20 protein-coding genes are annotated in these 18,918 nt (G+C 68.5%); 8 read left to right on the top strand and 12 right to left on the bottom strand.

What is annotated here, in order from left to right:
• Positions 1–108: 108 nt before the first annotated feature.
• Entirely contained in the window at positions 109–1,149 is a 1,041-nt protein-coding gene (locus PWF70_RS08710) for an iron-containing redox enzyme family protein (protein ID WP_006360485.1), read from the top strand.
• 16 nt (positions 1,150–1,165) lie between these two features.
• Here PWF70_RS08710 and PWF70_RS08705 read toward each other — a convergent pair whose 3' ends face one another.
• From PWF70_RS08705 to PWF70_RS08695, 3 genes are read right to left on the bottom strand one after another with little or no spacing between them, the layout of a single operon-like run.
• Positions 1,166–1,408, bottom strand: coding sequence for a CDGSH iron-sulfur domain-containing protein (locus PWF70_RS08705; protein WP_042377586.1), 243 nt, complete (start codon positions 1,406–1,408; stop codon positions 1,166–1,168).
• A complete protein-coding gene (locus PWF70_RS08700; protein WP_006360483.1) occupies positions 1,405–2,178 on the bottom strand; it encodes a HemK2/MTQ2 family protein methyltransferase in 774 nt (257 codons plus the stop codon). Before PWF70_RS08700 ends, PWF70_RS08705 begins: the two co-directional genes overlap by 4 nt.
• A gap of 36 nt (positions 2,179–2,214) precedes the next feature.
• Complete coding sequence (locus tag PWF70_RS08695) at positions 2,215–2,805, bottom strand: suppressor of fused domain protein (RefSeq protein WP_035750747.1); 591 nt, start codon at positions 2,803–2,805, stop codon at positions 2,215–2,217.
• Between the two features lie 58 nt (positions 2,806–2,863).
• Here PWF70_RS08695 and PWF70_RS08690 point away from each other — a divergent pair, with 58 nt between their 5' ends.
• Positions 2,864–3,568, top strand: coding sequence for a metallophosphoesterase family protein (locus PWF70_RS08690; protein WP_006360481.1), 705 nt, complete (start codon positions 2,864–2,866; stop codon positions 3,566–3,568).
• Positions 3,558–4,415, top strand: a complete 858-nt coding sequence (locus PWF70_RS08685) for a chromosome partitioning protein ParB (RefSeq protein WP_006360480.1) — start codon at positions 3,558–3,560, stop codon at positions 4,413–4,415. Before PWF70_RS08690 ends, PWF70_RS08685 begins: the two co-directional genes overlap by 11 nt.
• A 31-nt stretch (positions 4,416–4,446) precedes the next feature.
• Here the strand turns inward: PWF70_RS08685 and PWF70_RS08680 are convergent, their stop codons facing one another.
• The 5 genes from PWF70_RS08680 to PWF70_RS08660 form a co-directional block, all read right to left on the bottom strand.
• Positions 4,447–5,628 carry an ABC transporter ATP-binding protein gene (locus PWF70_RS08680; protein ID WP_006360479.1) on the bottom strand — a complete coding sequence of 394 codons (1,182 nt, stop codon included), beginning with the start codon at positions 5,626–5,628 and terminating at the stop codon, positions 4,447–4,449.
• A gap of 3 nt (positions 5,629–5,631) precedes the next feature.
• Positions 5,632–6,462 (bottom strand): carbohydrate ABC transporter permease, encoded by an 831-nt coding sequence (locus PWF70_RS08675; protein WP_006360478.1) that lies wholly within the window; start codon positions 6,460–6,462, stop codon positions 5,632–5,634.
• A 4-nt stretch (positions 6,463–6,466) separates the two neighbouring features.
• The gene (locus tag PWF70_RS08670; RefSeq protein ID WP_075862880.1) at positions 6,467–7,687 is read right to left on the bottom strand and encodes a carbohydrate ABC transporter permease; all 1,221 of its coding nucleotides are present in this window, start codon (positions 7,685–7,687) and stop codon (positions 6,467–6,469) included.
• The gene (locus PWF70_RS08665; protein ID WP_075862879.1) at positions 7,684–9,045 is read right to left on the bottom strand and encodes an extracellular solute-binding protein; all 1,362 of its coding nucleotides are present in this window, start codon (positions 9,043–9,045) and stop codon (positions 7,684–7,686) included. The genes PWF70_RS08670 and PWF70_RS08665 overlap by 4 nt, the downstream gene beginning before the upstream one ends.
• A gap of 320 nt (positions 9,046–9,365) precedes the next feature.
• Complete coding sequence (locus PWF70_RS08660; protein ID WP_006360475.1) at positions 9,366–9,854, bottom strand: YflT domain-containing protein; 489 nt, start codon at positions 9,852–9,854, stop codon at positions 9,366–9,368.
• Between the two features lie 99 nt (positions 9,855–9,953).
• Here PWF70_RS08660 and PWF70_RS08655 point away from each other — a divergent pair, with 99 nt between their 5' ends.
• From PWF70_RS08655 to PWF70_RS08640, 4 genes are all read left to right on the top strand, one after another.
• Entirely contained in the window at positions 9,954–11,267 is a 1,314-nt protein-coding gene (locus tag PWF70_RS08655) for a magnesium transporter MgtE N-terminal domain-containing protein (protein ID WP_006360474.1), read from the top strand.
• Positions 11,264–11,788 carry a DUF1003 domain-containing protein gene (locus PWF70_RS08650; protein WP_075862878.1) on the top strand — a complete coding sequence of 175 codons (525 nt, stop codon included), beginning with the start codon at positions 11,264–11,266 and terminating at the stop codon, positions 11,786–11,788. Before PWF70_RS08655 ends, PWF70_RS08650 begins: the two co-directional genes overlap by 4 nt.
• A gap of 450 nt (positions 11,789–12,238) precedes the next feature.
• Entirely contained in the window at positions 12,239–13,363 is a 1,125-nt protein-coding gene (locus PWF70_RS08645) for a lytic transglycosylase domain-containing protein (RefSeq protein WP_006360472.1), read from the top strand.
• Between the two features lie 69 nt (positions 13,364–13,432).
• Positions 13,433–14,578 (top strand): Mrp/NBP35 family ATP-binding protein, encoded by a 1,146-nt coding sequence (locus tag PWF70_RS08640; protein WP_006360471.1) that lies wholly within the window; start codon positions 13,433–13,435, stop codon positions 14,576–14,578.
• Positions 14,579–14,587: 9 nt separating this feature from the next.
• Here PWF70_RS08640 and tatB read toward each other — a convergent pair whose 3' ends face one another.
• The 4 genes from tatB to sigE all read right to left on the bottom strand — a co-directional run bounded on the left by tatB (position 14,588) and on the right by sigE (position 17,991).
• A complete protein-coding gene (tatB, locus tag PWF70_RS08635) occupies positions 14,588–15,055 on the bottom strand; it encodes a Sec-independent protein translocase protein TatB (protein ID WP_035750740.1) in 468 nt (155 codons plus the stop codon).
• Positions 15,056–15,071: 16 nt separating this feature from the next.
• A complete protein-coding gene (locus PWF70_RS08630; protein WP_006360469.1) occupies positions 15,072–16,610 on the bottom strand; it encodes a S1C family serine protease in 1,539 nt (512 codons plus the stop codon).
• Complete coding sequence (locus PWF70_RS08625; RefSeq protein ID WP_286352924.1) at positions 16,607–17,128, bottom strand: hypothetical protein; 522 nt, start codon at positions 17,126–17,128, stop codon at positions 16,607–16,609. Before PWF70_RS08625 ends, PWF70_RS08630 begins: the two co-directional genes overlap by 4 nt.
• A gap of 242 nt (positions 17,129–17,370) precedes the next feature.
• Positions 17,371–17,991, bottom strand: a complete 621-nt coding sequence (gene sigE / locus PWF70_RS08620) for an RNA polymerase sigma factor SigE (protein ID WP_006360467.1) — start codon at positions 17,989–17,991, stop codon at positions 17,371–17,373.
• A gap of 277 nt (positions 17,992–18,268) precedes the next feature.
• Between sigE and PWF70_RS08615 the strand changes: the two genes are divergently transcribed.
• Positions 18,269–18,916 (top strand): O-methyltransferase, encoded by a 648-nt coding sequence (locus PWF70_RS08615; protein ID WP_286352923.1) that lies wholly within the window; start codon positions 18,269–18,271, stop codon positions 18,914–18,916.
• The last annotated feature ends 2 nt before the right edge of the window (positions 18,917–18,918 follow it).

Here is an 18,918-nt window from a genome sequence, read left to right as displayed (position 1 = left end):
TGGGGTGACGGTCACAGGCGCGCCACGTTTGAGCACTTCCGCTTCCGGATACTCCGGGGAGGATCCGCGCCGTGCCCCGGCCGCGGACCGCGACGAGGAGGAACCCTGGTGTCAGCTGAGGCGATCGCTGCCGATCCGACCACTCCCGGGGTCTTTCGCACCCCGACGCTGCCTCCGGCACGTGGTCCGCTGTCCCAGGCCGTGATCGATCTGCTGAGCAGTGATCCCGAGTCGGCATCGGTCACCGATGTACCCGCGGTGGTGCACGACGCCGATCCGTATGGGGACGACCTCCAGCTGGCCCTGTACATCGCCTACGAGATGCATTACGTCGGTTTCGCCGAGGTGGACGTCGCGTGGGAGTGGCAGCCGGCGTTGCTGTCCCTGCGTGCCGGTCTCGAGCGACGATTCCTCGACGCCCTCCACCGCGACGTACCCGCGGCTGCCGAGAACCAGTCCGTGCAGTCGGAGATGGACGAACTCTGCATCGAGGATCTGGACGGCGACGGCGCGTCGTACTTCCTCCGTGACAACGGGACCTGGGAGCAGTACCGGCAGATGTTCGCCCTGCGATCGCTGTATCACCTCAAGGAGGCCGACCCGCACGCGTGGGCCATCCCACGACTCCGCGGGCAGGCCAAGGCTTCGTTCGTCGCAGTCGAGTTCGACGAGTTCGGCGGCGGCCGCGGCCGCGCGGTCCACCAGGAGCTCTTCGCCGACCTGCTCCGCGCGTCGGACCTGTCCGCCGATTACCTCGGCTACCTCGACACCGTCCCCGCCGCCGCCCTGACGCCGGTGAACCTCATGTCGCTCTTCGGTCTCCACCGTCGCTACCGCGGTGCAGCGGTGGGTCATCTCGCGGCCACCGAGATCACCTCGTCGCCCGGTTCCCAGCGACTCCTCGCCGGACTCGAACGGCTCCACGCGCCCGAGGCGTGCCGGCACTTCTACCGCGAACACGTCGAGGCCGACGCGGTGCACGAGCAGATCCTGCGCACCGACGTCGTCGGCGACCTGGTCCGGCAGGACCCGAGTGCCGAGGCCGACGTGATCTTCGGAATCCGCGCGTTCTTGTTCGTGGAAGACGCGCTCGAGACGCACGTGATGAGTGCGTGGGAACGCGGCGAGAGCGCCTTCCCCGGCGTTTAGGGGAATTCCGAGAGAATCAGTCCGCTGCGCGCCTGCGGCGCTTGCGGTGGCTCGTGTCGCACAGCGGGTAGTTCTTGCTGCGCCCGCACGCGCAGATGGCCACCATGAACCGGTCGGACTGCACGTGACAGCCGTCGGGCAGTTCGATGTCGACCGGTCCTTCGACGAGCACCGGTCCCCCGCGTACCACCCGTACCGCGGTGCGTTCGGCGCCCGCGCCGTTCTCGGTCTGCGCCACGGTGACGTCCTCCAGGGTCATGCCGAATGCTCCGCACCAGCAGTGTGACCCTCTGACCGGCTCCCGTCGACCTTCAGTTCGCCCGGGGCGACGGCAGCGATCCCGACCAGTCGTTCGACGCGGCATCCGCGCTCGAGCAGTCCGCGTTCCTCGAGCCACCCGGCGCGAGCGGTCATGACCGGGCCGAACGGGATGAAGCGTTCCGAGACGACCTCGGCGTGCAGACCGCCGGCCCGAAGACCCCGCAGCGATGCCTCCTCGTCGGCGAACTCGGAGTGCACCAGCAGGAACGTTCCGCCGGGACGCAACAACGTCGGGACGTGCGCGCACAGGAGATCCAGCACGGCCCGTCCGTCGAGGCCCGCGTCCCACGCGTGCGACGGTCCCGCCGGGTGGTACCGGGGATCGTCGACCGGGGGCGTCGGCACGTAGGGCGGATTGCAGGTCACGACGTCGTACTCACCGACGTGGCGCGTCAGATCACCGTGTTCGACGGTGATGGACACCCCTGCCGTCACCGCCGCTCGGCGAGCGTAGGCAACCGCATCGGCGGAGGCGTCGACGGCGGTGACCTCGGCTGCGCCCCGGCGGGCGGCGGCGATCGCTATCGCACCACTACCGGTACACAGGTCGAGGACGCTCTTGCCGTCCACGCCCAGCGAACGCACCATGTCGATGAGTAGTTCGGTGTCCTGCTGTGGCAGATAGACCTCGCCGACCGAAGAGGCGGCGACCCCGGGGGTGGCGAGGGGGGCCCGCGGCGTTGCGGGCGATGCGGATGTCAGCGTCACCAGTGCATCGTTCCCGCGGGCAGCGATCGTGAAACCTCAGCCGGGCGTGGCCGAGGCCCGATTCGGCTCGGTCACGTCGATGTCGGCCTCCCGCCACACGTCGCGAAGAGCGTCGGCGCCCTTGAGCCGCACCCAGGCCGCCTCGTTCGCGGTGATCGGCACCGCCCGGAGCAGACGGACGGGGTCCATCGGGTCGGGCAGCTCGACCTCCCCGAGTTCATCGGCGGACAACAACACCGCGGTGCAGGTGGCACCGTCCCACAGCGGTTCGCCCAGATCGACAAGGGCGTCGGCGTCGAGGATCAGTCCCTCGACCGCCGGCGCGGCCGCCAGCGTCGCCAAGCGCTTGTGCAGGCCCGGGAGCGGCGAGCCCGCGCGCATCCGGACCACGAGTTCGGCCCGCGGCCCTTTCACCGGATCGGCGTGGAGATCGGTCGGGTCCGCCATCGGATGGCGTGCGCAACCGGACGTCACATAGACCAGTTCATCGGGGGCTTCATCGCCGAGCACGAATCGCAGTACATCGATGGGCTCGACGCCGAGGAACGTCACCGACGCCCGCTGTGGTTCGGCGCCCAGCCGATCCCGGAGATGTTTCCCGACGAGGTCGGTCACCGCTTCAGTCACGTCCGACAGGCTACCGAGAAGACTGCGACCGATTTGAGCCCTCGTCTAGCCTGGAGCAATGGTCCGGGTTCTGGCGGTCGCCGACGAGGTGGTGGACTCTCTCACCTACGGCGTCGGAATCGAGGGGCGCCCCGACCTCATCCTCGGCGCCGGCGACCTCCCGTTCGACTATCTCGAGATCCTGTCGTCACTGTGCGACGCACCGTGCGTCTACGTTCCCGGCAACCACGACCGTGAACTGCGGGGCTACCGTCGCGGGCGCACCGGCTGGACCCGCGCGGGCCTCCCCACCGAGGACCCGGGTCCGTGCGGCGGCATCAACGCCGACGGGCGCACGGTGACGGTCGCCGGACTGCGGATCAGCGGACTCGGCGGCAGCCGCTGCTACAACGGCGGGACCAACCAGTACACCGACATCCAGCAGCGTCTGCGATCGATACGCCTGCGCTGCGGGAACATCCTGTCGAAAACGGCCCTGGCGAACCGGGGCGGCACCGACATCCTGCTCACCCACAGCCCCGCACGCGGCGTCGGCGACGGCGACGACACCCCGCATCAGGGTTTCGACTGCTATCACCCGCTCGTCCGCGCATTGCGCCCGACGCTGCTCGTGCACGGGCACGTCCATCCCTACGGCAGCCGCCCGCGCGACCTACCCATCGGCGAGACGACGACGTCGATGAACGTCGTGGGGTTCTGCCAGTTCGACATCGATCCGGCGACCCGGAAGGTGGACATCGTGAGGCGCAGACATGGCGCGTGACACCGGATTCCCCGAGGCCGACGCCGAATACGACTTCGCCCGGCTACGACGCCAGGCCGAACGTGCCCGGCTCGCACAGTGGTTCATGCGGCAGCCGGCGGACGTCAACACCATCCTGCCCTTCGACGAGGTGGTCGCCGCGCTCGGCGCCACGGGCAAGACCGTGATCGGCCTGCAGGTCGTCGAGGTGTCCTCGATCGTCGGAAGCGTCGACCGCACCAAGGATTTCGACCGGTACTTCCGTCCCACCTCGTCGCACATGCGGGAGCGGTGGCAGCGGATCGCCGCCGCCCAGCGTCGCGGCGAGTCGGTGCCGCCGGTACAGCTCTACCGGGTCGGGTCGATGCACTTCGTCATCGACGGCCACCACCGCGTCTCGATCGCCATCGCGCGCAACCTGACCACGATCGACGCCTACGTGACCGAGATCCACACGCGCATCTCACCGGAGGGCATCAACGCACCGTCGGACCTGATCCTCAAGGACCACCGCCGGCTGTTCCTGTCGCGGGTTCCGCTCGAGGGCGCGCAGGCCGAGGCCATCAAGCTGACCGACGCGTTCGACTACGCCGAACTCGCGGAGAACGTGGAGGCGTGGGGTTTTCGGCTCTCCCAGGAGCTCGGCGAGTTCCTGAGTCGCACCGAGGTCGCCCGACGCTGGTTCGGTGAGGAGTTCCTGCCCGTCGTCCGAATGGCCCGCCGGGCCGGCATCCGCGACGACCTGACCAGCGACGCCGAGCTGTACATGTGGGTGGCCTGCGAACGCTATCGCCTGGTGCGCAGGCACGTCTGGGACGAGAAGGTCTTCGACGAACTGCGCGACCACTCCGACCGTAGACGGCGGTAGTGGTCGCGCAGCGACGCGATGCAGACGGAGATCAGCGGCGGCGCAGCGACTCTCCCGAGCTCTGGTCGAAGACCGCCACCTTCGAGGCGTCGTAGAACAGCTCGGCGGTCGAACCGCGGGTGACCTTCGAATCCGGCGACAGGCGGGCGATGAGCTGGCTGCCCCCGAGGTCGGCACCGGAATCGGCGGACAGCTCGGCGAGCGCATCGCTCGACGCCCGGTTCGACCCGTTGCCGATGCTGAAATAGGCGTAGATGTCCGAGCCCATCGACTCGAGGACGTCGATGTTCGCGGTGAACGTCGCACCCTGCCGGCGAGTGGTGTCGTCGACGAGGGAGGCATCCTCGAGGTGCTCTGGGCGGATGCCGATGAGAACCTCGCCGCTGCTTCCGACGTCACCCGCCCGCGAGACCACGGCGCGGTGATCGTCGAGGGCGATCGTGCCGATCGCGGTCTCGATGCCGTCCGTGCCGAGGCGTCCGGACAGGAAGTTCATCGCGGGCGAACCGATGAACCCGGCGACGAACACGTTGGTCGGGTTGTTGTACAGCTCCTGCGGCGTGCCGATCTGCTGGACATGCCCGCCACGCAGCACGACGACGCGGTCGCCGAGGGTCATCGCCTCGGTCTGATCGTGCGTCACGTAGACGGTGGTGGTCCCCAGTCGCTGCTGCAGCTGCGCGATCTCGGTACGCATCTGCACGCGCAGCTTGGCGTCGAGGTTCGACAGCGGCTCGTCCATGAGGAATGCCTTGGGCGAGCGCACGATCGCGCGGCCCATCGCCACACGCTGACGCTGACCGCCGGACAGGTTGGCCGGCTTGCGGTCCAGGTACTGCCCGAGATCGAGGATGCGCGCGGCCTCGTCGACCTTGGCGGCGATCTGATCCTTCGGCAGCTTCTGAAGCGTCAGCGGGAATGCGATGTTGTCGCGCACCGACATGTGCGGGTAGAGCGCGTAGCTCTGGAACACCATCGCGATGTCGCGGTCCTTGGGTGCGCGTTCGTTCACGCGCTCCCCGCCGATCCGCAGCTCGCCGGAGGAGATGTCCTCGAGTCCCGCGATCATGTTGAGCGTCGTCGACTTTCCACATCCCGACGGTCCGACGAGGATGACGAACTCGCCGTCGCCGATCTCGATGTCGACCCCGTGGACCGCGGTGGAGCCGTCCGGGTACTGCTTGGTGACCTTGTCCAGAACGATGTCTGCCATGGGTTATCCCTTCACGGCGCCGGATGTCAGACCGGCCACGATTCGACGTTGGAAGAACAGCACGAAGATGATGATGGGGATGGTGATGACGACCGCGGCGGCCGAGATCGAACCGGTCGGTTCCTCGAACTGCGAGCTGCCGGTGAAGTTCGCGATGGCCACCGGGGCGGTGATCGCTCGTTCGGTCGAGGTCAGCGACAGGGCGAGGAGCAGATCGTTCCAGGCGAAGATGAACACCAGGATCGCGGCGGTCACGACGCCCGGCGCGGCCAGCGGCGCGATCACCTTGCGGAACGCCTGCCAGGGGGTGGCGCCGTCCATCTTGGCCGCCTTCTCCAGCTCCCAGGGGATCTCCCGGAAGAAGGCCGACAGCGTGTAGATCGCCAGCGGCAGCGCGAAGGTGATGTACGGCAGGATCAGGCCCGGCCAGGTGTCGAAGAGTCCCAGTCGACGCTCGATGTTGAACAGTGGTGTCACCAGCGAGATCTGCGGGAACATCGCGATCAGCAGCGCTGCCCCGATGAGGACCTTCTTGCCGGGGAACTCCAGGCGTGCCACGGCGTAGGCGGCCATGGTGCCCAGGATCACCGCGATGAGGGTCGTGATCAGTCCGACGCCGATCGAGTTGATCAGCGCCGAGGTGAAGGCGCTGGTCTCGAAGATGGACTTGTAGTTGTCGAGGGTGAACTCACTCGGGATGAACTTCCCGTCGGTCACGCTCGACGCCGGCTTGAACGACAGGCTGATGATCCACAGCAGCGGGATGAGTGCGTACAGGATCACCAGGATGTTGGCGATCGACCACCACGCCTTGGTTTTTCCGCTCGAATTCACCGGATTACCTCCCCTCGTCGTCGGAACCCGGTGCGGCGGTGCCGAACCCCTTGATGAACACGAACGCGATGATCGCCACGCAGACGAAGATCAGGATCGAGATCGCCGATCCGACGCCCAGATTGAATGCGCCGAACAGATTGTCGTAGCCCAGCATCGACACCGAGTAGGTGTTGTTGGACCCGCTGGTGAGCACGTAGATGTTGTCGAACACGCGGAACGCGTCGAGTGTGCGGAACAGCAGCGCGACGAGGATGGCGGGCTTCATCAGCGGAAGGATGATGCGCCACAGGCGCGTCCACGCACCCGCGCCGTCGACCTGTGCGGCCTTGAGCAGGTCGTCGGGCACCAGGGCCAGACCTGCCAGCAGCAGCAGCGCCATGAACGGCGTGGTCTTCCAGACCTCGGCGAGGACGATGATCGCCAGCGACGGCCACTGCTCGGTGAGTGGCGCGCTGCCGTCGGGCAGCAGGTTCGCCAGGTAACCCGTGCCCGGCGTCCACGCGTAGTACCAGGAGAATGCCGCGGCCACGGTCACGATGCCGTAGGGGATCAGGACCACCGTGCGGATCGTGCCGCGTCCGAAGATGGTGCGGTGCATGACCAGTGCGATGGCCATGCCCAGGACGAGCTCGATGAGCACCGACACGACCGTGATGCCCACGGTGACTCCGAATGCGGTCCACCAGTAGTTGTCGGTCAGCACCGTCGCGTAGTTCGAGAACCACACGAATTCACGCTCGCCGGGCGCCGACAGACTCATCTTGTTCAGCGACAGCCAGACGGCGTAGATGATCGGGTAGCCGGTCACCAGCAGCATCATCAGCGCGGCCGGCGCGACGAGCCAGAACGCGAGTCGCCGCTCGGCGGTCTTGCCCTCACTGCGCTTGCGGGCCTTCGGTGCGGCCTCGGCACGGGGTCGTTCGGCGACCGCGGTGGCGGCGCCCGATGACGGTGCGACGCCGACGGATCCGGGACTCTCCCCCACCGGGTTGGTGTATGTCGACGCCGACGGGTTCGAACCGGAAGATGCCTCGTGGCGGCCTCCGGGAGGAGCCTTCCACAGCTCGTCGGAATGGACCGGAGGGTTGTCACCCACGATCGGTATCGGACCGGTCTGGGCCGGGGCATCGTCGGGCAGCGCGTGACGGCCCGCGCGGAACGTGGACTCGTCCGCGGAGTCGTCCCCGTTCGGCCTGCGCCCGGGTGTGTTGTCGTCGGTCACGGAACCAACCCTTCCCCGTCGATTGCCTTCTGGACGGCCTCGGCGAGTTCGTCCACCAGTGTCTCCGGATCCCACGCCCCGACCGGACTCAGCTTTGCCTGCAGCAGCGTCGAGATCGCCTGGTAGTCAGGTGACTTCGGTCGGACCGCGGCGTGCTCGGGCTGCAGCTGCCGCTTGATCTCCTCCGCCATCGGGTAGGCGAGGCGGAAATCGGCGTCGTCGTAGATGGATTCGATCACCGGCGGCGGACCCGCGTTGAGCGAGAAGCTCTTCTGCGAGGCCTCGCTGGTGATGCACTCGGCGGCCTGCCAGGCCAAGTCCTGCTGCTCGGAGGTGCTGGCGACGGCGATGTTGATGCCACCGAGGGTCGTCTTCGTCGGCAGGCCCTCGAAGCCCGGGTACGGCGCGAAGTCGAAGACCTTCTGCATCTCACGGTTGAGCGGGATCACGTCCCGGTCGGACGGCGGATTCGCGCTGTCGGCGTACAGGTTCGCGTACTTCGTCAGGTCGAGGAACGGCACGGCGCCGGCGACCGCGTTCTCGCGCATACCGGGGAACACGAAGGGCCAGTTGACCTCATAGAGGGCCTTGCCGCTCTCCATGCCCAGGCGGGCCGCCCCCTCGTCGGAGTTGGTCAGCGACGGGTCGGCGCCCGGTGCGGTGGCCACCGCCTTGAGCGTCCGGAGTGCGCGGACCGTGGCGGCGCGATGTTCCGGGGTGTCGTTGAGCGTCACCTGGTCGGGGTTCTCGGGGTCGACGACCTGGCCACCGGCGCTGACGAGCACCGAGTTGAACCAGACCATCAGGCCCTCATATTGCCTGCCCTGCACCATGATGTAGGTCGGTCCGCCGTTGCGGCCGCTGACCAGTGCATCCTCGAGCATCCCGTCCCACGTCGAGGCGGGACGGGAGCGGTCGACCTTGTCCTCCAGGACATCCTTGCGGTACCAGAGCAACTGGGTGTTGGTGGAGAACGGGATCGCGTAGAGGCGTTCGCGCTCATCCTCATCCGTCTTCCACACCGCGGTGTCGAGGGGGCCGCCGAGCGAGCGCGCCGAGACCTCCGCGGCCATCGCGTCGGGCACCGGAACCATCCAGCCCGCGTCGGCGAACTCCGCGGTCCACACCACGTCCATGCCCATCAGGTCGAGCCCGGAGTCGTTGCCCGCGAGGCGACGGGCCAGCTGCAGACGCTGATCGTCGGCGCCCTTGGGCAGCGGGGTCGTGACGACCTTGTAGGCGCCGCCGGAATCGGCCGAGCACTTGTCGCCGATCGCGGCGAAGGTGTCGGCGCCGTCGGCGGGGGGATAGAAATTCAGTACGCCCGCTTCATATCCCGAGCCGCACGCGGACAACACGGGAAGCGCCGCCGCCGCGGCGACGGCCGCCGCGAGGACCTTCCGCCTTACGCGACTTGTGGTTCGAGAACCGGGCGGGCCGCCCTCCGATCGCCGGGAACCCCCCGATCGGCCAGTGCGGCCCGTTCCATCATCAGTGCTGACCCTGCTCCGCACGCAGCCTCCTCGATGTCGTACGCGGCGGACACCCGAGGTGCTCCGCCGTGAGCGTCCGAGGTGCAACGCTATACGGCGCGATTCGTGACATGCAACACATTCGGCATGGGCGTGCCACTCCCCCGCCGATCGTGATCGCCCCGTGTCCCTCTAGGACTCGAGTCTCACATCGTGAGGCGGGCGAGCATGTCGCGCGCTTTCTCTGCACTTTTCGGATCGCACAGGACGTCGTAGCGTCCGGCGACCAGCTGCATCGTCGACGCGAAATCGCGCTGTCCACGGGTCGCCGCGTACGGAATCGTCGCCGAGATCACACCGAAGACCATGCCGCCCACGATGCCGGCGATGATCGGCGCCAGCGGCGAGCCGGTGAAGACCAGCGCGACGAGGCACCCGAAGAAGAAGCCGAGCCAGGCACCGGACACCAGACCGCCGCCGATCACCTTGCCCCACGTGAGGCGTCCGATGACCCGCTCGACCTGCATGAGGTCGACACCCACGATCGTGACGTCCTGGACCGTGAAGTTCTCGTCGGACAGGTAGTCCACCGCACGCTGAGCCTCGGCGTAGGTGCTGTAGGAGCCGATCGGCCAGCCCTTGGGCGGGGTCGGCAGGCCCGGCGTCTCCCGGCTCGGGCGCATGGGATTCGTCATTTTCGGGACCTCCCCTTGTGGAAGTGAATCGACGGGCGTCGCGGCTGATCCACCGTCGCCGACGACGTTCGTCGAACCGTTGGCACTACCCTTACTCCCATGTCGTCGGTGAGCAAGGTGTTCGTGGCCAGATTAGTCGGGTTGGTCGTCCTTGGTCCCGACGGTGAGTCCATCGGGCGGGTCCGTGACGTGGTGATCTCGATCCGATTGTCGGGTCAGCAACCGCGCGCGCTCGGCCTCGCCGTCGAATTGACCACCCGCCGAAGGATTTTCGTTCCGATGCTGCGCGTGACCGGCATCGAGCCGCGCGCGGTGACCCTCAACACCGGAACGGTGAGCCTCCGGAAGCTGCATCTGCGCCCCGGCGAGGCCCTGGCGATCGGCCAGATCCTCGACACGCGGGTTCGCGTGACCGATCCCGACCTCCCGGAACTCGCCGACGCCGATGTGACCGTGGTCGATCTCGGCATCGAACGCACGCGTACCCGGGACTGGGTCGTGTCGCGTGTGGCCGTCCGCGCGGGTCGTCGCGGACTGCGCCGGCGTCACGAGACCCACGTCGTGGAATGGTCCAGCGTCCAGGGCATCACGCAGTCTTCTCTCGACCTCCCGGGACAGGGCGTCGCCCAGGCGCTGATGCAGTTCGAGGGGATGCGTCCGGCGGACGTGGCCAACGCCCTGCGCGAGCTGCCGCCCAAGCGGCGCGGCGAGATCGCCTCCGCGCTCGACGACGAACGGCTCGCCGACGTCCTCCAGGAGCTGCCGTCCGACGACCAGAAGGCGATGCTCACCGCGCTCGGCCGCGACCGGGCGGTCACGATCCTCGAGGAGATGGACCCCGACGACGCCGCCGACCTGCTCGGCGAGCTGCCCGACACCGAGGCCGAGGCCCTGCTCGAGGAGATGGACCCGGAGGAATCCGAACCGGTCCGCCGCCTGCTGTTGCACTCCCCCGACACCGCCGGTGGTGTGATGACCTCCGAGCCGATCATCGTCACCGCGTCGACGACGATCGCCGAGGCACTCGCCCGCGTCCGAAACCCCGACCTCACCCCCGCCGCGGCGAGCATCGTGTTCGTCGTGCGCCCCCCGACGTCGACACCGACCGGCAAGTACCTGGGCTGCGTCCATCTGCAGGCACTCCTGCGGGAACCGCCCGCCCACCTCGTCGGCGGCATCCTGGACACCGACCTCGCCCGGTTGCACCCCGAAGACTCTCTGGAGACGATGACCCGCTACTTCGCGACCTACAACCTCGTCTGCGGCCCGGTGGTCGACGAGGCCGGCCACCTGCTCGGCGCCGTCAGCGTCGACGACCTCCTCGACGAGATCCTGCCGCGCGATTGGCGTGAGACCGAACCCGAGGACATCGACCGGCCGGCCGGCACCAACGCGCAGGTGAGGATCCGATGAGCGAACAGGGCGGGCGCAAACTCGACGTCCCGAGCACGCGGCGCACCATCTCGTTCAATCTCGACTCCGACGTGGTCGGGATGTACAGCGAACGTGTCGCCCGGTTCCTGGGCACCGGGCGGTACCTGCTGATCCAGACCGTCATCGTGATCGTGTGGATCGCGCTGAACCTGGTGGCGGTGACGATCCGGTGGGACCCCTACCCGTTCATCCTGCTCAATCTGGCGTTCTCCACGCAGGCGGCCTACGCCGCCCCGCTGATCCTCCTCGCCCAGAACCGGCAGGAGAACCGCGACCGCGTCGCGCTGGAGGAAGATCGGATGCGGTCGGCCCAGACCAAGGCCGACACCGAGTTCCTCGCGCGCGAGCTGGCCGCGGTCCGCCTGGCCGTCGGCGACACGGTCACGCGCGACTATCTGCGCAAGGAACTCGACGACCTCCTCGACGAGCTGACCGAACGGCTCGCCGCGCGCGCGGCAGACAGCTCGGACGATGCGGACGGCGACGACCGGTTCCACTGAGCGAACCGTCTACCCGGTCCCGTCCAAAGACCGCTCGACATCGCATCGTTATGTCACTCCAGTAACTTCTCTCACATGAGTTTGCCGCTGTAACTTTCCGCATCTCAGCGACGAAGTGAGTGATGTCGAGCAAATGCGGAGTTCGCCATTGGGTCATCAGACCCAATATGTATGGTGGGTCACAGTTCGGCCGGAACCGGATGTCGGTCACACGACACCGACCCGGTCGGGTGTATTCGCTCTCGGCTCCAGGCCGTGTGGCTCGGAGCGGGCAATCACTGCGTCCTCGGGGGCAGACGTGTGGTGTTTTGACAACGGAGTACATGTGATCGTGCAGTCGGGAACGAAGAATCGGATGGCGAGTCATCCGCGGGGACCGGCGGTGGACCGCCGAATGACGGCGGCGGGCCGCCCCGTAAACGGGCGCACAGCACACGACGGTGGCCGTCGGTGAGCCCGCTCAACCTGGTGCGGCGCCGTCGTGGGCCGCAGCGTCCCCTGCACTTCCCCCGCCGGGCCGCGACCATCGTCGTCGGTGGCGCCCTCGTCGGCACCATGGTTTTGGGTACGGCGTCGTCGAGCGCACACGGCGTGCTCGCCGCCGCAACCCCGGAACGATCCGAGGCACCGGTCGTCGTCGCCGACGTCGTGCCGGGTTCACCGGTCACCCTTCTCGGTTTCGCACCTCCGCCGGAGAAGCCGGCCGCCGCACTGCCCGCACCTCAGTTCCGGCTCGCGAACGATCTTCCCTCCGGTCCTCTCGGCATCCCCGGCGTGGTCCTGCAGGCCTACAAACTCGCGGCCAACCGGGTCGGCGCCGAGAGTCCGCAGTGCAAACTGCCCTGGTTTCTCCTCGCCGGTATCGGCCGGATCGAGTCGAACCACGCGAGCAACGGCTCGGTCGACCAGTACGGCACCACGGTCAACACGATCGCCGGTCCCGTCCTCGACGGTTCGCTGGCCGGCAACGCCGTCATCAAGGACACCGACGGTGGCCGCATCGACGGCGACTCCGCACATGACCGCGCCATGGGGCCGATGCAGTTCATCCCCAGCACCTGGGCGTCGTGGGGCTCCGACGCCAACGGCGACGGCAAGGCCGACCCCAACAACGTCTTCGACGCCACCTACTCGGCGGGGCGCTACCTGTGCGCCGGGGTCAGCGACATCATGGGTGAGGGCACCCGCGTCGCCGCGGTCCTGCGGTACAACCGGTCGATGGAGTATGTGGCGAACGTGCTCGGCTGGGCGGGCGCCTACGCCACCGGCGTGATGCCGACCAACCCGATCCCGGAGGCCAAGCGCAAGGCGTCGAGCTCCAAGAGCAAGAGCAAGTCGAGTTCCTCCTCGTCCTCGTCCACGCCGCCGTCGGGACCGTCCTCGTCGTCGCCCTCGGTGCGCAAGCCGGCCCCGCCACCGCAGAACTGCTTCATCGTCTGTCTGCCGACGATCACCCTGCCCGGGCAGGCACCGCCGCCGACCAAGAAGCAGGCACCGATCACCAAGAAGACGCCGCAGCCGCAGTCGCGCGCCGGGGTGCCCGGTCCCGCGACGACACCGGTGCCCGTCCGCTGATCCGTCACCTCGCGGCCGACCCCGGGACCACCACCGGGGTCTGCCGGTGACGCCGGTACGCTGGAGCAGATGACTACAGGAGTTGCGCCCACGGAATCGGCAGTTCGCGCCGCTCTGGGCAAGGTCAAGGATCCGGAGATCGGCAAGCCCATCACCGACATCGGGATGGTCAAGTCGGTCACGATCAACGACGATGCGAGCGTCGACGTCGGGATCTACCTGACGACGTCGGGATGCCCTCTGCGCACCGAGATCACCCAGCGCGTGGAGAAAGCCGTCGCCGATGTCGCCGGTGTCGGCGCGGTCCGCGTCGAACTCGACGTCATGGACGACGAGCAGCGCACCGAGTTGCGCAAGAAGCTGCGCGGGGACAAGGCCGAACCGGTCATCCCCTTCGCCCAGCCCGGGTCCCTGACCCGCGTGTATGCCGTCGCCTCCGGTAAGGGCGGTGTCGGAAAGTCCAGTGTCACGGTCAATCTCGCGACCGCGCTCGCCGAGCGCGGACTCACCGTCGGTGTCCTCGACGCCGACATCTACGGCCATTCCGTCCCACGGATGCTCGGCAGCGACGCCAAGCCCACCCAGGTGGAGCGGATGATCATGCCACCGATGAACCACGGCGTGCGGTTCATCTCCATCGGCCAGTTCACCGACGGCAACACCCCGGTCACCTGGCGCGGGCCGATGCTCCACCGCGCACTGCAACAGTTCCTCGCCGACGTCTACTGGGGCGATCTCGACGTCCTCCTGCTCGACCTGCCGCCGGGCACCGGCGACGTCGCGATCTCCATCGCACAGCTGATCCCCGGTGCGGAGATCCTCGTCGTCACCACCCCGCAGCAGGCCGCCGCCGAGGTCGCCGAGCGCGCCGGTGCGATCGCACTGCAGACCCGCCAGAAGATCCTGGGCGTCGTGGAGAACATGTCCTGGCTCGAGCTGCCCGACGGCACCCGCATGGAACCGTTCGGTTCGGGTGGTGGCGAGAAGGTGGCCGAGCGTCTCACCCGTGCGGTCGGCGCTCCGGTGGAGCTGTTGGGACAGGTGCCGCTGGAGACCGCTCTACGCGAGGGCGGCGACGCCGGGGTCCCGGTGGTGCTGTCGGCCCCCGACTCCCCCGCCGGATCGGCGCTGCGCGCGATCGCCGCGAAGCTCGCCGTGCGCAAGCGCGGACTGGCCGGGATGAGCCTCGGGCTCGATACCGTCCGCCACTCCTGAGAGTTCAGGTCAGGTCGCGTCCCAGTCGGAGACGGCGGGACGGCCACCCGACCGGCGCTGGACCGGCGCGCTGCCCGAGGACGGCTCGGCCGGAGGTGTGTCGGTGTTCTTGTCGAGCGACATCGGCGCCGATACCGGCTTGATCGGCGGCACCGGGGTGGTGCTGCGATCGACGGTCGTGGCGTCCTCACCCAGCCGGAACAGCGAGTCGTCGCCGTCGAGCAGATGCTTGGTGACGATCGAGCGCGGCGTCATCCCCCGCAACTCGTTGAGGTCGGCGAGGGGTTTGCGCAGGTCTTCGAACTCCGGCCCCAGTTCGTCCTTGAGCTGGTTGGTGGCACCGGTCGCGTAGTCGCGGACCTTGCGCAGCGACTGCATCGACCAGGACACCGCGCCGGGGAGCCGTTCGGGTCCGAGGATGACGAGGGCCGCCACGATCAGGATCGCGATCTCACCCCATCCGATACTGCTGAACATCTACCTCGTCCCGGTGTCAGTCGCTCTGCGGCGTGATCGTGCCGTTGAACGTGCGCCCGTCCCGCCAGTACTGGAACGGGACTTCCTCACCGATCTTCGCGGTCCGGACCGCGACATTCAACTCGTCGGCGCTCTCGATGGGCCGTCCGTTGAACGAGGTGACGACGTCGTTCTCGCGGACCCCCGCACGTTCGGCGGGTCCGCCGGACACCACGTTGCGCACCTGCGCGCCCAGGACCCGCTCGTTGCGGACCGAGCTCACGTTGATGCCGATCTGGGCGTGGTTGACCTTGCCGTCGCGGATGAGGGCCTCGACGATGGGCTTGGCCTCGTCGATCGGGATGGCGAAGCCGAGGCCGATGGACCCGCCGCCGGCACCGAGCCGACCAGCGGTGTTGATACCGACCACCTTGGCGTCGGCGTTGACCAGCGGGCCGCCGGAGTTGCCGGGGTTGATGGAGGCGTCGGTCTGGATCGCGTCGATGACCGCATCGGTGTCGGACTCGGCGTCGGGCGTGAGGGCCACCGCACGGTTGGTGGCGCTGACGATGCCGCTCGTCACGGTCCGGTTCAGGCCGAGTGGCGATCCGAAGGCGACGACCTCCTCGCCGATCTGCAGATCGGCGGAACTACCGAGGACCGAGACGGTGGGATTCTTCACGTTCTCGACCTTGAGCACCGCGAGGTCGGTCTTGGGATCACGGCCGACGATACGTGCGGCGACGCGCTGCCGGTCGAAGAAGATGACCTCGAGCTTCGCGCTCTTGTCGTTCGCGGCCATCGAGATCACGTGGTTGTTGGTGAGGATGTACCCCGCCTTGTCGATGACGAAGCCCGAGCCGGTCGAGTAGGCCCCGGACGCGCGCACGTCGATGGCGACGACGGACTTCTCGACGGCCCGCGCCACCTCGGCGACCGACGAACGCGGTGCCGATCCGTCGCCGGAGTCGTCGGTCGACAGCTCCACCGAATCGGTGGTCAGCGGGGCCGCGACCTCGGCGGTCCAGCGTCCCATCAGACCGCCGACGAGAGCGATGAGCAGGGCGATGATCGCGAGCGTCGCGAGCGCGCTCCAACTGATTCGGTTGCCCAGCAACACATCCCGAACACCGAGCTTGGGTCCGGGGTCGGTGGCCGGCGCCGACGACGCGGTCGGCAGTGCCGGGTCGACGAGCCGCGCCGGGCTCTCCGGATCACGCCAGGGGTCGTTGCCCCGCGGCTCGTCCTCGGCCTGGCCGTAGGAGGCGAGCGGGTCGCGCTGCAGTGTCTCGTCGGAACCCGGCGGCCGGCCGAAGGCCTCGGCGAGCACCGGGTCCGGATCGGCGACGTGCGGTTGCGGCGCGGAGTGACTGCTCGGCGTTGTCGCGAATGAGCCGCGCACCCCCGAGGGGCGGCCGAAGACCTGCGCTGTCGACGGCGACACCGGAGAGTGCCTCGGGCGTCCGGGCGTCAGGCGTTGCGTGTTCGGGGGTTCTTCGCGGCGCGCGAACTGCGCGTCACCACCGGGAGTCGAGGTGTCCTCGCCCTGCGGTCCGGTTCCGTCGGCCACGTTCACCGACCCCGACGGCGGAAGTTGCGGCCGCGGCCCGTGTCGCGCATGAGCGGGTTCGCGGGCGGGCGCATCGTGTCGCGGGCGCCGGGGATGCCGTCGGTCGGGGTGTCCGAGCCGAGATCGACCTCGCGGGTCGGGATCTGGGAGAGCGCGCCGAGGAGCGACGCGGGCACCGACACCTGGCCGGACTCGCGGAGTCGGGTGCGGGCCAGGGACTGGGCGTCGACGGCCGCCACGCATTCCGGGCAGAGCGCGAGGTGATGGGAGGCACGCGCGTGCGCCGACATGCCGAGTTCGCCGTCGACGAAGGCGGCAACCGCCTCGGGGGCGAGATGTTCGGTGGGTGCGAATCGGCGTCCGCCGGCGGTACCGGGCGCGCGATAGCCGCGATTGGGCAGGAACGACGAGGGGGCCGGAGTCCAGGAGTCGGCGCTCCACGAGGATCGCCGACGACGAAGATTGGGAGTCGGGGGCTCGACACCGCCGCCCCGGGTCGGACGCCCGCGATCGCCGTCCATCATCGTCGGTCACCCCTCTCCACGACGTGTCCGCCGCAATCCGCTTTCAGCCTTTGCCGAGTCTGTTCGCCACGGTACTCACCGTCGGCGGACCGTGCCGCCACATGTGGCGTGACCGTGCCCGCACGCAACGTCTCAGCTTATCCGAGTCAGACAACGACGCACGTCGACTCGTGGTTCCCCGGCTCCGCGGACGAGTTGTCCGAGGTGAGGCGTCCGACTATCGACCGACGCGGAGCGGCATGTCAGCTGTGCGCCCCGATGGCGACGGAACGGCTGCTGGTGTGCCCCTGGGCGGCGAGGGCGTCGCGGATGCTCTGCCGGCCACGGTGGATGCGGCTGCGGACGGTGCCGAGCTTGACGCCCAGCGTCGCGGCGATCTCTTCGTAGGACAGCCCCTCGATGTCACAGAGGACGACCGCGGCGCGGAAGTCGGGCGCGAGCGAGTCGAGGGCGAGCTGCAGATCGGGATCGAGGTTGGTGGCGTCGAAGATCTGCTGCGGGTCGGGGGTGTCGGCCGGCACGCGGTCGTACTCCTCGGGCAGCGCCTCCATGCGGATCTTGCTGCGGCGGCGGACCATGTCGAGGAACAGGTTGGTGGTGATGCGGTGCAGCCAGCCCTCGAAGGTCCCGGGGCGGTAGTTCGACAGCGATCGGAACACCCGGATGAAGGTCTCCTGGGTGAGGTCCTCGGCGTCGTGCTGGTTTCCCGACAGCCGGTAGGCCAGGCGGTAGACGCGGTCGGCGTGCTCGCGTACCAGTTCGTCCCATGACGGCATCAGCAGTTCGTCGCCGGTGGCGTCGAAACCGGCGGTGCCCGCCGGAACGGCAGGCACGTCGTCGATGGAATCGCGGGAATCGGTCATGGTGGGTGGTCGGTTCCTCTCTCGTGAACACAGCCCGGTGACCCAGAGCACTCACCGTGTGGAACAACGTCGCACCGATCGGGTATTCCCCATTCGGCCGACGTTCACACCGACCTGGAACGGAAATACCGTCAACCGGACGCCCTTACCCTCTCCTACCGGAGTGTGGTCGCCGTATGAGTCGGCTGAGTGTTCCCTGAGGATGTGAAGCGACCCGGATTCGCGCAGGTCGGCGTGCCATGTCCGAGTTGGCCCGACCGGCGGTTAACCTCGACGCGTGACCGAGTCAACCCCGTCCGCCGGCCCCGATCTGATCGCCTACGCCGAGTCGGCGATCGTCGAGGACGATGCCGTCATCGCCGCCCGTGCCCGCGCCGAGGAACTGGGCGCCACGTCCGTGAGCCCTGCGGTCGGTGCGCTGCTCGCGCTTCTGGCCCGTACCGCGGATGCCAAGGCGGTCGCCGAGATCGGGACCGGCACCGGCGTCAGCGGCCTGTGGCTTCTCAACGGCATGGCCGCCGACGGCGTCCTGACCACCATCGACCCCGAGCCCGAACACCACCGCGCCGCGCGGTCGTCGTTCGCCGGGGCCGACATCTCGCCCGGCCGGACACGACTCATCAACGGCACGCCCACCGACGTGCTGCCGCGCCTCTCCGACTCGTCGTACGACCTGGTCTTCATCGACGGCCCGCTGCTGGATCTCCCGCGTTTCGTGACCGAGGCGGTCCGCATGCTGCGCGACGGCGGCGTCGTCGTGGTGCACAACGCGACCGCCGACGGCACGGTGGGCGACCCGTCCCGCACCGACCCGCCCACCGCCGCTGCCCGCGAGGCGGCCCTGCTGATCGCCGACGACGAGCGCCTGCTGCCGGTCGTGATCCCACTCGGGCCCGGCGTGCTGGCCGCCGTCAAGACGCGCTGACC

Origin of the sequence: Gordonia sp. Swx-4, assembly GCF_030316175.1 — a bacterium.
Lineage (GTDB): Bacteria > Actinomycetota > Actinomycetes > Mycobacteriales > Mycobacteriaceae > Gordonia > Gordonia alkanivorans.
This window is presented reverse-complemented; position numbering and strand designations above follow the sequence as displayed.

Coding starts and splice junctions, on each gene's coding strand:
- PWF70_RS08655 (WP_006360474.1), top strand. CDS start 9,954: ATGTCGTCGGTGAGCAAGGTGTTCGTGGCCAGATTAGTCGGGTTGGTC.
- PWF70_RS08625 (WP_286352924.1), bottom strand. CDS start 17,128: ATGATGGACGGCGATCGCGGGCGTCCGACCCGGGGCGGCGGTGTCGAG.
- sigE (WP_006360467.1), bottom strand. CDS start 17,991: ATGACCGATTCCCGCGATTCCATCGACGACGTGCCTGCCGTTCCGGCG.
- PWF70_RS08690 (WP_006360481.1), top strand. CDS start 2,864: ATGGTCCGGGTTCTGGCGGTCGCCGACGAGGTGGTGGACTCTCTCACC.
- PWF70_RS08640 (WP_006360471.1), top strand. CDS start 13,433: ATGACTACAGGAGTTGCGCCCACGGAATCGGCAGTTCGCGCCGCTCTG.
- PWF70_RS08685 (WP_006360480.1), top strand. CDS start 3,558: ATGGCGCGTGACACCGGATTCCCCGAGGCCGACGCCGAATACGACTTC.
- tatB (WP_035750740.1), bottom strand. CDS start 15,055: ATGTTCAGCAGTATCGGATGGGGTGAGATCGCGATCCTGATCGTGGCG.
- PWF70_RS08680 (WP_006360479.1), bottom strand. CDS start 5,628: ATGGCAGACATCGTTCTGGACAAGGTCACCAAGCAGTACCCGGACGGC.
- PWF70_RS08705 (WP_042377586.1), bottom strand. CDS start 1,408: ATGACCCTGGAGGACGTCACCGTGGCGCAGACCGAGAACGGCGCGGGC.
- PWF70_RS08660 (WP_006360475.1), bottom strand. CDS start 9,854: ATGACGAATCCCATGCGCCCGAGCCGGGAGACGCCGGGCCTGCCGACC.
- PWF70_RS08650 (WP_075862878.1), top strand. CDS start 11,264: ATGAGCGAACAGGGCGGGCGCAAACTCGACGTCCCGAGCACGCGGCGC.